At 45.6% G+C, this 13,370-nt stretch carries 13 protein-coding genes; 11 read left to right on the forward strand and 2 right to left on the reverse strand.

The annotated features are described in order from the left end of the window. Window positions 1-102: 102 nt before the first annotated feature. The 11 genes from IGI86_RS01155 to IGI86_RS01205 all read left to right on the forward strand — a co-directional run bounded on the left by IGI86_RS01155 (window position 103) and on the right by IGI86_RS01205 (window position 11,863). Window positions 103-1,404: a pyrimidine-nucleoside phosphorylase gene (locus IGI86_RS01155; protein ID WP_034878152.1), complete on the forward strand. Its 1,302-nt coding sequence runs from the start codon at window positions 103-105 to the stop codon at window positions 1,402-1,404. 13 nt (window positions 1,405-1,417) lie between these two features. Continuing rightward, window positions 1,418-2,080 (forward strand): deoxyribose-phosphate aldolase, encoded by a 663-nt coding sequence (deoC, locus tag IGI86_RS01160; RefSeq protein WP_061053626.1) that lies wholly within the window; start codon window positions 1,418-1,420, stop codon window positions 2,078-2,080. 51 nt (window positions 2,081-2,131) lie between these two features. Further along, window positions 2,132-2,530, forward strand: a complete 399-nt coding sequence (locus tag IGI86_RS01165; RefSeq protein WP_005226837.1) for a cytidine deaminase — start codon at window positions 2,132-2,134, stop codon at window positions 2,528-2,530. Between the two features lie 63 nt (window positions 2,531-2,593). Further along, window positions 2,594-3,712: a BMP family lipoprotein gene (locus IGI86_RS01170; protein WP_087664786.1), complete on the forward strand. Its 1,119-nt coding sequence runs from the start codon at window positions 2,594-2,596 to the stop codon at window positions 3,710-3,712. Between the two features lie 137 nt (window positions 3,713-3,849). Next, window positions 3,850-5,460 (forward strand): ABC transporter ATP-binding protein, encoded by a 1,611-nt coding sequence (locus IGI86_RS01175; protein ID WP_005232559.1) that lies wholly within the window; start codon window positions 3,850-3,852, stop codon window positions 5,458-5,460. Beyond that, window positions 5,453-6,604, forward strand: coding sequence for an ABC transporter permease (locus tag IGI86_RS01180; protein WP_005226844.1), 1,152 nt, complete (start codon window positions 5,453-5,455; stop codon window positions 6,602-6,604). Before IGI86_RS01175 ends, IGI86_RS01180 begins: the two co-directional genes overlap by 8 nt. Further along, window positions 6,604-7,557 carry an ABC transporter permease gene (locus IGI86_RS01185; protein WP_005232556.1) on the forward strand — a complete coding sequence of 318 codons (954 nt, stop codon included), beginning with the start codon at window positions 6,604-6,606 and terminating at the stop codon, window positions 7,555-7,557. Before IGI86_RS01180 ends, IGI86_RS01185 begins: the two co-directional genes overlap by 1 nt. A 194-nt stretch (window positions 7,558-7,751) precedes the next feature. Next, window positions 7,752-8,918 carry a phosphopentomutase gene (gene deoB / locus IGI86_RS01190; RefSeq protein WP_008376404.1) on the forward strand — a complete coding sequence of 389 codons (1,167 nt, stop codon included), beginning with the start codon at window positions 7,752-7,754 and terminating at the stop codon, window positions 8,916-8,918. A gap of 10 nt (window positions 8,919-8,928) precedes the next feature. Beyond that, complete coding sequence (locus IGI86_RS01195; protein WP_413134980.1) at window positions 8,929-9,747, forward strand: purine-nucleoside phosphorylase; 819 nt, start codon at window positions 8,929-8,931, stop codon at window positions 9,745-9,747. 25 nt (window positions 9,748-9,772) lie between these two features. After that, window positions 9,773-10,477, forward strand: coding sequence for a purine-nucleoside phosphorylase (gene deoD, locus IGI86_RS01200; RefSeq protein WP_005226852.1), 705 nt, complete (start codon window positions 9,773-9,775; stop codon window positions 10,475-10,477). A 198-nt stretch (window positions 10,478-10,675) separates the two neighbouring features. Further along, window positions 10,676-11,863: an iron-containing alcohol dehydrogenase gene (locus IGI86_RS01205; RefSeq protein ID WP_430617663.1), complete on the forward strand. Its 1,188-nt coding sequence runs from the start codon at window positions 10,676-10,678 to the stop codon at window positions 11,861-11,863. Window positions 11,864-11,915: 52 nt separating this feature from the next. Here the strand turns inward: IGI86_RS01205 and IGI86_RS01210 are convergent, their stop codons facing one another. Beyond that, on the reverse strand, window positions 11,916-12,563 hold the full coding sequence (locus IGI86_RS01210; RefSeq protein ID WP_430617664.1) for an SGNH/GDSL hydrolase family protein: 648 nt from the start codon (window positions 12,561-12,563) through the stop codon (window positions 11,916-11,918). A gap of 101 nt (window positions 12,564-12,664) precedes the next feature. After that, on the reverse strand, window positions 12,665-13,351 hold the full coding sequence (gene gpmA, locus IGI86_RS01215) for a 2,3-diphosphoglycerate-dependent phosphoglycerate mutase (RefSeq protein WP_005226871.1): 687 nt from the start codon (window positions 13,349-13,351) through the stop codon (window positions 12,665-12,667). Window positions 13,352-13,370: the final 19 nt, after the last annotated feature.

The raw sequence follows: 13,370 nt of genomic DNA on the forward strand, positions 1-13,370 counted from the left end.
AGTGTTTTCATAGTTTTGTGATATTTAGTAAACTGTTTTACTAAAGTGGTTTACCCTACGAAAAATTATTGTATAATGTTAAAGGAAGCGAGGGTCATTTCGATGCGAATGGTGGATTTAATTGAAAAGAAACGTGACGGCAAGTCATTGACGAAGGAAGAAATTGACTACATTGTAACTGCGTATACTGAAGGAAGTATTCCAGATTATCAAATGAGTGCCTTGTTGATGGCTATTTTTTATGTAGATATGACAGATGAAGAGATCACGAACTTAACGCTAGCAATGGCAAATTCTGGTGAAGTGATCGACTTATCCTCAATTGAAGGAATCAAAGTCGATAAGCATTCGACTGGTGGTGTTGGTGATACGACCACGTTGATCCTAGCGCCATTAGTGGCTAGTGTTGGCGTACCGGTTGCGAAAATGTCTGGCCGCGGCTTAGGCTATACCGGAGGGACGTTAGACAAGCTTGAAGCGATCCCTGGATTTAAAATCGAGCTTTCTGAAGCCGACTTTATCCGATTAGTCAACGAAAGCAAAGTGGCCGTGATCGGTCAATCAGGAGATTTAGCTCCTGCGGACAAAAAACTGTATGCCTTACGAGATGTGACGGCAACGGTTAGTTCGATCCCATTGATCGCCAGCTCGATCATGAGTAAAAAAATCGCGGCAGGTGCCGATGCGATCGTGTTAGATGTAACCACAGGCGATGGCGCCTTTATGAAAAACTTGGAGGATGCCAAACGCTTAGCCCAAACGATGGTCCGCATCGGAAAATTGGCAAATCGCCAAACGATGGCAGTCATTTCTGATATGTCACAACCTCTAGGGGAAGCGATCGGGAACAGTTTGGAAGTGGTGGAAGCTATTGAGACACTGCAAGGAAAAGGACCGAAAGACTTGGAAGAAATGTGCTATGCACTGGGCAGCCAAATGGTTGTTTTAGCGAAAAAAGCTGATTCATTGGAAGAAGCACGCCAACTGTTGGAAGAAGCCTTGCATTCAGGCAAAGCGTTAGAAAAATTCAGACAGATGATCACAGACCAAGGCGGAGACGCTTCAGTGATCGATGACCCGAGCAAGATTTTGACAGCGAAATATGAAGTGGAAGTCCCAGCGAAAACTAGCGGCGTGGTGACGAAATTAGTTGCCAATGAGCTAGGGATCGCGGCGATGATGTTAGGGGCAGGTCGTAAGACCAAAGACGAAGACATCGACCATGCAGTGGGCATCAAATTGCATAAGAAAGTTGGCGAATCCGTAACTGAAGGAGAATCGCTATTGACGATCTACAGCAATACCGAAGCAATCGAGGATGTCAAAGCATTGATCGACCAAAATATTGAAATTGGGGAAGATGGCGCAGAACCGCCATTGATCCATGACATTATTACAGAATAAGGAGCGAATAAAAATGGAATTGAATCGCATGATCGATCACACGATTTTGAAAGCAGACGCAACGGAGGAAGATGTTTTACGAATCATCGAAGAGGCAAAAACCTATCACTTTTATTCTGTCTGCATCAATCCAACGTGGGTTTCATTAGCGGCAGAAAAATTACAAGGCGAACCAACGGCTGTTTGTACCGTGATCGGCTTTCCTTTAGGGGCAAACACATCTGAAGTCAAAGCTTATGAAACAACAGATGCGATCAAAAATGGCGCAGATGAAGTCGATATGGTAATCAACGTAGGTGCCTTGAAATCAAAACAATACAAAAAAGTTCAAGTAGACATCGAAGCAGTCGTTGAAGCGGCCAAAGACAAAGCGCTTGTCAAAGTAATCATTGAAACAGCGTTATTAGACAACGAAGAAATCGTCAAAGCCTGTGAATTAGCCAAAGCAGCCGGTGCAGATTTCGTGAAAACCTCAACTGGCTTTTCAACTGGTGGGGCAGTCATTGAAGATGTTCGCTTGATGCGTGAAACTGTAGGACCAGAAATGGGTGTCAAAGCTTCCGGTGGTATCCACAACGAAGCAGAAGCGGCAGCTATGGTCGAAGCGGGCGCAAACCGCTTAGGAACAAGCGCAAGTGTTGCCATCGTGACTGGCTCAACAGGTGCTGGCTATTAAGCCTAGCATTAAGTAAAGTAGCAAAAATTAAAAACAAGAGCGGGGAAGACAATGACAATAGCGAAAAAAGAGTGGATCGACACCGCCGTTTCCGCCTTAGATAAAGCGTATGTGCCGTACTCTAAGTTTCCGGTCGGTGCTTGTCTCGTTGCCAAAAATGGGACGATATATCAAGGGATCAACATTGAAAATGCCTCATATGGCTTAACAAATTGCGCAGAACGAACGGCTTTTTTCAAAGCCGTTTCTGAAGGCGAAAAAGAGTTTCAACATTTGGTTGTGGCGGGTCATACGCCAGAACCGATCTCTCCTTGCGGTGCTTGCCGCCAGGTCATGGTGGAATTTTGTGCGCCAGATATGCCGGTGACCTTAGTCGGCGATGATGGTGTGATCAAAGAAACCACGGTAGAAGGCCTATTGCCTTATTACTTTACGAACAAAGATTTATAAACCATGTTCATTCAGTCGATGCGGCTGTTGAAAAAAACTATATTTTTAGGGGGCTTTACAGCAATGAAAAAAGCAAAATTATTTAGTTTAGGTATTGTTGCAGTAGCTGGGTTGACTTTACTTGGTGCTTGTGGCGGAGGAAATTCAGGTTCAACTGATTCAACTGGTGGCGGTTCTGCAGACGGTACGACTGATGCAGCGCATAGTGTCGCAATCGTTACCGATATCGGTGGGGTGGATGACCGTTCATTCAACCAATCCGCGTGGGAAGGCTTAGAAGCATGGGGTGAGGAACACGGGATCGCTCGCGGTGCTGGTGGTTATGACTACGTGCAATCAAATGAAGCATCAGAATACACAACAAACGTAAATGGTGCCGTTCAAAATGGTTTCAAAACGATTTTCGGTGTGGGTTACTTATTGAAAGATTCAATCGCAGCAGCAGCTGACCAAAACCCTGATACACAATTCGGGATCATCGATGATGTGATCGAAGGCAAAGACAACGTTGTTTCGGCAACATTTAAAGATAACGAAGCAGCTTACTTAGCTGGTTTTGCTGCAGCTTATACAACCAAAACAAACAAAGTCGGCTTCATCGGTGGTGAAGAAGGCGTCGTTATCGACCGTTTCGAAGCTGGTTTCATGAAAGGCGTTCAAGACGCAGCTGAAAAATTAGGCAAAGAAATCACAGTTGAGCCTCAATATGCAGCATCATTTGGTGATCCTGCCAAAGGGAAAGCATTGGCAGCTTCAATGTACCAAAGCGGCATTGACGTAATCTTCCACGCATCTGGCGGTACTGGTGCAGGTGTCTTCCAAGAAGCAAAAGCAATCAACGAACAATTGAACGAAGCAGACCTAGAAGACAAAAAAGTTTGGGTCATCGGTGTAGATAGCGATCAACAAGACGAAGGTAATTTTACAACTGCTGACGGCAAAGAAGATAACTTCACATTGGCTTCAACATTGAAAGGTGTTGGCGCAGCGGTACAAGATATCTCAACTCGTGCGTTAGAAGATAACTTCCCTGGCGGCGAACACATTGTTTACGGCTTGAAAGATGGCGGTGTAGACATTACTGAAGGGTTCCTTTCAGATGATGCCAAAGCAGCGATCGAAACAGCGAAACAAGACGTGATCGACGGCAAAGTAGAAGTACCAGAAACACCTGAAAAATAAAGTGGTTCTTTTCGGTTATCTTGCCCTAGCCTAGGGCAAGATGATCGTTGTTGGATTACTATGTTGATGAAAGCTACGGGTTTTCATGAGGATAGTAATCATCCTAAGCAATAGCAATTATTTTTTTGACATGACGAATGGTTTGTATAAGCGAATTAGAAAGTAAGGATGTGAGTAATTTGGCTGAGGAAAAATATGTTGTAGAAATGCGTCATATCACCAAAGAGTTTGGAACGTTCAAAGCCAATGACGATGTCAACTTGCAAGTAAGGCCGGGAGAAATCCACGCATTGCTTGGTGAAAATGGAGCGGGCAAGTCGACCTTGATGAATATGCTGTCAGGATTATTGGAACCAACATCTGGTGAAATCTGGATGAATGGTGAAAAAGTGAATATCACGAGTCCGACCGCAGCAAACAAATTGGGGATCGGTATGGTGCATCAGCATTTCATGCTGGTAGACGCCTTTACTGTAACAGAAAATATCATTTTGGGAAGCGAACCCCATCATCTCGGTGTGTTAGATCGCAAGAAAGCCCGCAAAGAAATCAAAAAAGTTTCTGAACAATATGGTTTATCGGTTGATCCAGATGCCTATGTGCGTGACATCTCTGTCGGGATGGAACAACGGGTAGAGATCTTGAAGACTCTTTACCGCGGCGCAGATGTACTGATTTTTGATGAACCAACGGCAGTTTTGACACCGCAAGAAATCGAAGAACTGATCGAGATCATGCGCGGATTGGTGCGTGAAGGGAAATCGATCATCTTGATCACCCACAAACTGGATGAGATCAAAGCGGTGGCAGACCGCTGTACAGTTATCCGTCGGGGGCAAGGGATCGGCACTGTCAATGTCAAAGACGTCAGCTCCCAACAGTTGGCCGATATGATGGTTGGTCGTTCTGTGTCCTTCAAGACACCGAAGAAAGAGGCGTCACCAAAAGAAGTCGTGCTTTCTGTTGAAAACTTAGTTGTAAAAGAAAACCGTGGCTTAGAAGCAGTCAAAAACTTAAGCTTAGAAGTACGTGCAGGTGAAGTATTGGGGATTGCCGGTATCGATGGCAATGGGCAATCAGAGCTGTTACAAGCCATCACTGGTTTACGGAAAGTCGAAAGTGGCAAGGTCTTGCTGAATGGCGATGACATCACCAACTTCAAGCCTCGGAAAGTCACCGAAGCCGGCGTTGGTCATGTGCCAGAAGACCGCCATAAATACGGGCTTGTCTTGGATATGATGTTATCAGAAAACATCGCCTTACAAACCTACTACAAAAAACCTTTGAGTAATGCAGGTGTCTTGGACTATGGAGAGATCAACGAGTTTGCTCGTGACTTGATTCAAGAATTTGACGTACGAACAGTCAATGAGATCGTACCGGCACGGGCATTGTCCGGCGGGAATCAACAAAAAGCGATTATCGCACGAGAAATCAGCCGCGATCCTGATCTATTGATCGTTGCCAATCCGACCCGTGGGTTGGATGTCGGAGCAATCGAATTTATCCACAAACGCTTGATTGAACAACGGGATAAGTTCAAAGCTGTTTTATTAGTCAGCTTTGAATTAGATGAAATTTTGAATGTATCAGACCGCATTGCTGTTATTCATGCTGGTGAGATCGTTGGGGTCGTTGATCCGAAAGAAACATCAGAGAAAGAGCTTGGCTTGTTGATGGCAGGGTACTCCTTGGAGGAAGCAAGACGAGAGCTGCAAATGGAGGAAGTAGGTGGTTCGGTTGAATAACCGCAAAGAAAAGATCCGCAATATATTAGTGCCGATCATCGCTGTCTTGTTGGGATTCGTCCTTGGCGGAATCATCATGGCGGCCTTCGGCTACAGCCCGATCACAGGGTATACACAAATGTTCCGGACCGTTTTTATCAACGGACAAACAGGTGGGTTAAATGCCCGCAACATTGGTGAGATTTTTGTTACAGCAGGACCATTGATCTTTACCGCTCTTGGATTTGCCGTTGCAAACTCAGCGGGATTCTTCAATATCGGTCTTTCTGGTCAAGCGCTAGCAGGTTGGGTTGCCAGTATCTGGGTCGCACTAGCGATGCCAGATGCGCCTCGGTTGGTGGTCTTGCCATTAGCCGTGATCGTAGGGGCTTTATGCGGGGCGATCGCAGCTGCGATTCCTGGTTTCCTACGGGCATTCTTTGGAACAAGTGAAGTCATCGTGACGATCATGATGAACTATATCTTGCTTTATACGGGGAACCATTTAGTCAATAATGTGATGAGCGAATCCATGATCACGACAAAAGGGGTCACAAAAATGGTGGGGGAAAATGCCTCCATGCAGACGCCGTTTCTAGCAAGCATCACGAGCAACTCTCGCTTGAACTTAGGGATCTTCTTAGCCTTGATCTTCTTAGTTTTGGTTTGGTTCTTGATGAAAAAAACCACTCTGGGTTATGAAATCCGCGCGGTGGGCTTGAACCCAAGCGCTTCTGAATATGCGGGGATGAGCAGCAAACGGACGATCATTATCTCCATGATCATCTCTGGAACGCTTGCTGGATTAGGTGGAGTCGTTCAAGGACTAGGAACGTTTGAAAACTTCTTCGTTCAAGGGTCATCATTGAGCATCGGGTTTGACGGTATGGCTGTATCCTTGTTAGGAAGCGGCTCATCGATCGGAATCTTGCTTTCAGCCCTCTTGTTCAGTATTTTGAAATTAGGTGGACAAGGCATGCAGTTTGCAGGTATTCCATCTGAATTAGTTGATGTTAATATCGCAATTATTATTTTCTTCGTAGCGATCAGTTTTGTGATTCGTTTCTTGTTGGCAAAAATCTTTGACGGCAAAAAAGAAGCGCTGGTCGTACAGGAGATTGAAGCCCAACCAAACGATCAAGATCAGGAAGGAGGAACCATCTAATGGATATTAGTTTAATTTCTTCGATCGTCACTCAAACATTGATTTATGCGTCTCCTCTGATTTTGACGGCGCTAGGTGGCGTGTTCTCAGAGCGCAGCGGGATCGTTAACGTGGGTCTTGAAGGAATCATGGTTATGGGTGCTTTTAGCTCGATTGTTTTCAATATTGAATTTGCGTCACAATTTGGTGCGTGGACACCGTGGTTAGGGATGCTCGTCGGCGGACTTGTCGGTGTGGTTTTCTCCTTGCTGCATGCGGTGGCAACCATCAACTTCCGTGCCGACCATATCATCAGTGGTACGGTGATGAACTTGATGGCACCAGCTTTGGCCGTGTTCTTAGTCAAAGCGATCTACAACAAAGGGCAAACGGATAACATCCAACGAACATTGGGGTATTTCAATTTCCCGATTCTTAAAGATATTCCTATCATTGGCCCGATTTTCTTTAATCAAACATTCTTACCGGCGTACTTCGCTATTTTGATCTCAGTGATCGCGTGGTTCGTGATTTTCAAAACACGCTTTGGGTTGCGTCTTCGTTCTGTCGGTGAGCATCCACAAGCAGCGGATACCTTAGGGATCAATGTTTACGTGATGCGCTACTCAGGTGTCTTGATCTCTGGTTTCCTTGGCGGGATGGGCGGTGCCTTGTTTGCTCAATCGATCGCGGGTCGCTTTGCCGTGACAACGATCGCCGGTCAAGGGTTTATCTCGATGGCTGCGATGATCTTTGGTAAATGGAATCCACTTGGTGCGATGGGAGCAGCGATTTTCTTCGGTTTTGCGCAAAACATCAGTATCGTAGGTGGCCAACTGCCAATCATCTCTTCCATTCCAGCGGTTTACTTACAAGCTGCGCCTTATGCCTTGACGATCATCGTGCTCGTTCTTTTCCTTGGAAAAGCCGCTGGTCCGAAAGCTAACGGGAAGAACTACATTAAATCTAAATAATTTTTTCAGTATGAAAGGGTGGGGCTATGGGACATGAATGTGTTGCTGTGTCCTGCCCTTTTTCTATCCTCTGGGTGAAAGGAACGCATCAGGAAATTTCCAAAGCAACCCAGCGCAATTTTTGCTTAAGTTTAGTATGATAGAGGTAGTAGATCCGCTTGTAAAAGCATAAAATAAAGAAAGTAGGGAATAGAATGTTTAAACGTGTACACTTGATCGTGATGGATTCAGTCGGAATTGGTGAAGCACCTGATGCGGCAGCTTTTGGTGATGTCGGTTCAGATACGTTAGGCCATATTGCAAAAGAAGCAGGCTTGACGATCCCTCACTTGGAACAATTAGGCCTAGGGACGATCCGTCCTTTAGAAGGCGTGAAGGCGGTAGCTGACCATGATGGGTATGCAACCAAATTGGAAGAAGTTTCTGTTGGGAAAGATACGATGACGGGGCACTGGGAGATTATGGGCTTGAATATCCAAAAGCCTTTCCGCGTATTTCCAGATGGGTTTCCCGATGAATTATTGCAACAGATCGAAGCGTTCTCTGGACGCAAAATCGTCTGCAATGCGCCGTATTCTGGGACAGCAGTCATTGATGACTTTGGCGAACATCAAATGAAGACCGGGGATCTGATCGTTTACACTTCGGCTGACCCAGTGTTGCAGATCGCCGCTCATGAGGAAATCATTCCATTAGAAGAATTGTATCGTATTTGTCAGTACGTTCGGGACATCACGAAAGATGAGCCGTATATGATCGGCCGCATCATCGCGCGTCCTTATGTCGGTGAGCCTGGAAACTTTACTCGTACGAGCAATCGTCATGACTACGCACTCGATCCATTTGGCCATACAGTGTTAGATTCATTGAAAGAAGCTGGAAAAGACGTGATCGCCGTTGGGAAAATCAATGATATCTTCAACGGGCAAGGAATCACCGATTCTGTACGGACGAAGAGCAATATGGACGGTGTGGATCAATTACTGAAAGTGATGAAACAAGACTTTACGGGTCTAAGCTTTACGAACTTGGTTGACTTCGATGCGCTTTATGGTCACCGTCGCGATGTCGTAGGGTATGCCCACGCCATTGAAGATTTTGATTTGCGTATTCCAGAACTCTTAGAAGCAATGGGAGACGAGGATCTGCTGTTGATCACAGCTGACCACGGCAATGACCCAACCTTTACGGGAACGGATCACACGAGAGAATATGTGCCATTACTAGCGTACAGCAAGAAATTTCAAGGCCAAGGCCAATTGCCACAAGGCTACTATGCGGATATTTCCGCAACGATCGCTGAAAACTTTGGTGTTTCAGCTACAGAAAACGGAACAAGCTTTTTAAAACATTTAAATTAGAGGTGATGAAATGACAACGTTACATGAGAAATTACAAGAAACAACGGCATTTATCAAAGGAAGCGGCGTCGGTGAAGTGGAATTTGGCTTGATTTTAGGATCTGGCTTAGGTGAACTAGCCGATGAGATCGAAAACCCAATCGTGTTGCCTTATAACGATATCCCGCATTTTCCTGTTTCGACAGTGGTCGGTCATGCCGGACAATTGGTCTATGGAATATTAGCTGGGAAAAAAGTCTTAGCGATGCAAGGACGATTCCATTATTATGAAGGCCATTCGATGCAGACGGTCACTTACCCCGTCCGTGTGATGGCGGCATTGAAAGCTCATTCCTTAGTCGTGACCAATGCCTGTGGCGGTGTGAACGAAAGCTTCCAGCCTGGAGACTTGATGTTGATCACCGATCAAATCAACTTTATGGGGGACAACCCACTGATTGGTGAAAACGAAGAAGAAATGGGTCCACGTTTCCCAGATATGAGCCAAGCTTACCATTTGCCTTATCGGGAAGCGGCACAAAAAGTTGGCGCATCAAAAGGATTGCACTTAAAAGAAGGCGTCTATATGGGCTTCTCAGGTCCTACGTATGAAACGCCAGCAGAGATCCGCTTTGCTCGGACGATCGGTGCCGATGCTGTCGGTATGTCGACTGTCCCAGAAGTGATCGTTGCTGTTCACAGTGGCTTGAAAGTCTTAGGTGTTTCTTGCATCACAAACTTGGCTGCTGGTATGCAAGCGAGCTTGAATCACGAAGAAGTCGTGGAAACGACGGAACGGGTCAAGGCAGAATTTAAAGCGTTGATCAAAGAAACGTTAGCAGTACTATAAAAAGCAGACCAAAGGAGAAAAACGAATGAGCGTTCATATCGAAGCAAAAGCAGGCGAGATCGCAGACAAAATCTTGTTACCAGGTGATCCACTGCGGGCGAAATATATTGCTGAAACATTTTTAGAAGACCCGATCTGTTACAACAATGTTCGGGGAATGTTGGGCTATACAGGCGTTTATAAGGGCGAGCGGGTCTCTGTCCAAGGAACCGGCATGGGCATGCCTTCAGCGAGCATCTATGCCCATGAATTGATCAACTCTTACGGCGTGAAGAAATTGATTCGGGTCGGTACGTGTGGTGCCATCTCAAAAGATGTCCATGTGCGTGATCTTGTGATTGCCCAAGCGGCAGCAACAAGTTCCTCGATGGTGGCAAAAAACTTCCAAAGTTTCCATTTCCCACCAATCGCTGACTTTGCACTGCTGCGTAAAGCCTATGATACAGCGATTGAATCAGGATTTACGACCCACGTCGGCAACATCTTATCTGAAGATACCTTCTACAAAGATGACATGACGGAAACGTTACAGTTGGCAGACCTTGGGGTGATGGGTGTTGAGATGGAAGCCGCAGCCTTATACTATTTAGGGGCGAAATTCCACGTTCAAACCTTAGCGATCTGTACCGTCAGCGACCACATCATCACTGGAGAAGAAACAACGCCAGAAGAAAGACAAACGACGTTTAACGACATGATCAAAGTTGGCTTAGAAACAGCGATCGCGTAAAAAAGATACCACAGGATCGGTGCATGAACGATGCGAGGGCTGCTTGCTTTTGATAGAGCAAGCAGCCAAATCGTATTGGTTTGCATGCAACCGAGAATGTGTTATCTTTTTTTGTTGGCAAAAAGCCACGAAGAAGCGTTGCACTTTTGCCAGAAAATGGTTTAATGAAAAGAAAAGGTGTAAAAAGGAGACGAGACAATGAATAATTTTACGTTTCATGTAACGACGGACATTCGTTTTGGGAAAGACCGTCTGAACGAATTGCCAGAAGTACTGAATACATTTGGAAAAAACGTCTTGCTAGTCTATGGTGGCGGCAGTATCAAGAAAAACGGCTTGTACGATGCAGTCATGGCGCAATTGACTGCCAACGGCAATCAAGTCACTGAATTGACTGGTGTCGATCCAAATCCACGAATCGAAACCGTTCGTCAAGGAGCCGCTCTTTGTCGTTCAGAAAAGATCGACGTCATTTTAGCTGTTGGCGGCGGTTCTGTAATTGATTGCAGCAAAGTGATTGCTGGGGCGGCTTGCAGTGAGCAAGAGCCTTGGGACTTAGTCCTTTCCAGAAGCTATCAAGGACCAGCGATTCCATTAGTAACGATCTTGACCCTTGCGGCTACCGGCAGTGAAATGAATCGCGGCGCAGTGATCTCTAATCTAGAAACGAAACAAAAACTTGGCGTTCACGGACCCGAATTTTTACCGAAAGTATCCTTTTTAGATCCAACAACGACCTTTAGTGTCAGTCGTTATCAAACGGCTGCCGGTTCAGCGGATATCATGAGCCATCTGATTGAAAATTATTTCAGTAAAACAGAAGGAACAGATGTCCAAGACGGTGTAGCAGAAGGATTGCTAAAAGCAGTCATTAAAAATCTGCCCATCGCATTAAAGGATCCCTCGGACTATGACGCACGGGCGAATTTGATGTGGGCGAGCACCTTAGCCTTAAATGGTTTGACTGGAAGCGGCAAGGGTGGTGCATGGTCTTGTCATGCGATGGAGCATGAGTTGAGTGCGTTTTATGACATTACCCATGGCATCGGCTTAGCGATCCTGACCCCACGCTGGATGCTTCATGTATTGAATGAAGAAACGGTGCCGAAATTTGCGCGTTTTGCCAGAGAAGTCTTTGGTGTCCAAGAAGCAGTGCCAGAATTAGCTGCCCGAATGGGGATTCAAAAACTGTATGACTTTTTTGCTTCTTGCGATATTCCGATGACTTTGCCAGAAGTGGGAATCGCCGATGACACTCATTTTGCTGAAATGGCGGCTCAAGCAGTTCAATTCAGCTCTATTGCAACAAATGCGTATGTACCGCTACAAGAAGAAGACGTGATCGCAATCTACCAAGATTCCTTGACTCCTTCAACCTATCTTTAATCATTAAAAAGACCGTTCCTGCGACTTGGTTGTCGCGGAGCGGTCTGTTTATTTACCCTTCAGAAGAAAAAGCCAAACGGGCCATTAGCTGATTCGCAATCAAGGCGTGTCCTGCAGGAGTGGGGTGCACACCGTCATCGCCTGTCAGTGCCTGTGGGGAGCTAGCGACGGATGCTTCGGCAAACAAGCCATCCAGCGGCAGCAGTTGACAATGAAAGACGGCAGCTAAGCGACGAACGATTTGGATTTTCGGATCAAGATCGATCCGCCAGGTTTGGCGATCTTCAGGATATGGCAATACAAAAGGTTCCAGCAAGAAAATACGCGTGATCCCCTGTTGGGTCACTTGTTCCAGAATTTGACGGTAGGTTGCCTCAAAGGACGTTGCCGCAGCTTCTGAACCAAAATCGGGACCACCGGCATTGTGCCACGTGTCGTTGATCCCAATCATAAAGACCAAGACGTCAGGCGCTAATTGGAGGCAATCTTCTTGGAGACGGGCTAAGACATCGGCAGCTTTATTGCCGCCGATCCCGCGGTTATAAAAGGTAAAGCCCGCAGTGGGGAATTTCTCTGCCAGCTGATCGGCAACGAGACGGGCAAACCCATGTCCTAAATCGTGGGGGTCTTGGCGATCACGATCGCAATCTGTGATGCTGTCACCTAAAAATAAAACGGTATCATTTTTGACTAGTTTCATAATAAGCTCCTTTCGAGTATGCCCTCAATTATAAAAGAGGGGGGAGAAAATGCCAATAAAAAAACTGCCCTTTGGTTAAAAAGGGCAGCGATAAGCGAGGCTTATAAGTAGTATTTTTTCGCAACAGTCAAATCATCGTTCAATTCATAAACAAGTGGTTGACCAGTTGGGATCTCAAGATCCATGATATCTTCGTCAGAAATACCTTCGATATGTTTTGCTAATGCACGTAGAGAGTTTCCGTGAGCCGCAACTAAGACAGTTTTGTCGTCTTTTAATGCTGGGGCGATTTCATCTTGCCAGAAAGGCAATGCACGTTCTAAAGTAACTTTTAAGTTTTCTCCACCAGGTACGTCGCGAGGGTCAAGCATTGCATAACGACGGTCGTTTGCAGCAGAACCTTCATCTGAAGCTTCCATCAATGGAGGTAAAACATCGTAAGAACGACGCCAGATGTGTACTTGTTCGTCACCGTATTTTTCAGCAGTTTCTTTTTTATTTAAACCTTGTAATTTACCGTAATGACGTTCGTTTAAGCGCCATGATTTGATCGTTGGTACCCAAAGTTGATCAGAATATTCTAAAATGTAATTACAAGTTTTGATGGCACGAGTTAAAACAGATGTGTAAGCAACGTCAAATTCGATGCCTGCTTCTTTGATTTTACGTCCGCCTTCGATTGCTTCTTCGACACCTTCTGGCGCTAGATCAACATCAGCCCAACCGGTAAACTGGTTTAATTTGTTCCATTCGCTTAGTCCATGACGAGAAAATACTAATTTTGGCATGTAAAACTCTCCTTTAGAT

The sequence above is a fragment of the Enterococcus sp. AZ188 genome, from assembly GCF_050544075.1.
Lineage (GTDB): Bacteria > Bacillota > Bacilli > Lactobacillales > Enterococcaceae > Enterococcus_D > Enterococcus_D entomosocium.

Coding starts and splice junctions, on each gene's coding strand:
- IGI86_RS01155 (WP_034878152.1), top strand. CDS start 103: ATGCGAATGGTGGATTTAATTGAAAAGAAACGTGACGGCAAGTCATTG.
- deoC (WP_061053626.1), top strand. CDS start 1,418: ATGGAATTGAATCGCATGATCGATCACACGATTTTGAAAGCAGACGCA.
- IGI86_RS01165 (WP_005226837.1), top strand. CDS start 2,132: ATGACAATAGCGAAAAAAGAGTGGATCGACACCGCCGTTTCCGCCTTA.
- IGI86_RS01170 (WP_087664786.1), top strand. CDS start 2,594: ATGAAAAAAGCAAAATTATTTAGTTTAGGTATTGTTGCAGTAGCTGGG.
- IGI86_RS01175 (WP_005232559.1), top strand. CDS start 3,850: ATGGTTTGTATAAGCGAATTAGAAAGTAAGGATGTGAGTAATTTGGCT.
- IGI86_RS01185 (WP_005232556.1), top strand. CDS start 6,604: ATGGATATTAGTTTAATTTCTTCGATCGTCACTCAAACATTGATTTAT.
- deoB (WP_008376404.1), top strand. CDS start 7,752: ATGTTTAAACGTGTACACTTGATCGTGATGGATTCAGTCGGAATTGGT.
- IGI86_RS01195 (WP_413134980.1), top strand. CDS start 8,929: ATGACAACGTTACATGAGAAATTACAAGAAACAACGGCATTTATCAAA.
- deoD (WP_005226852.1), top strand. CDS start 9,773: ATGAGCGTTCATATCGAAGCAAAAGCAGGCGAGATCGCAGACAAAATC.
- IGI86_RS01205 (WP_430617663.1), top strand. CDS start 10,676: ATGAATAATTTTACGTTTCATGTAACGACGGACATTCGTTTTGGGAAA.
- IGI86_RS01210 (WP_430617664.1), bottom strand. CDS start 12,563: ATGAAACTAGTCAAAAATGATACCGTTTTATTTTTAGGTGACAGCATC.
- gpmA (WP_005226871.1), bottom strand. CDS start 13,351: ATGCCAAAATTAGTATTTTCTCGTCATGGACTAAGCGAATGGAACAAA.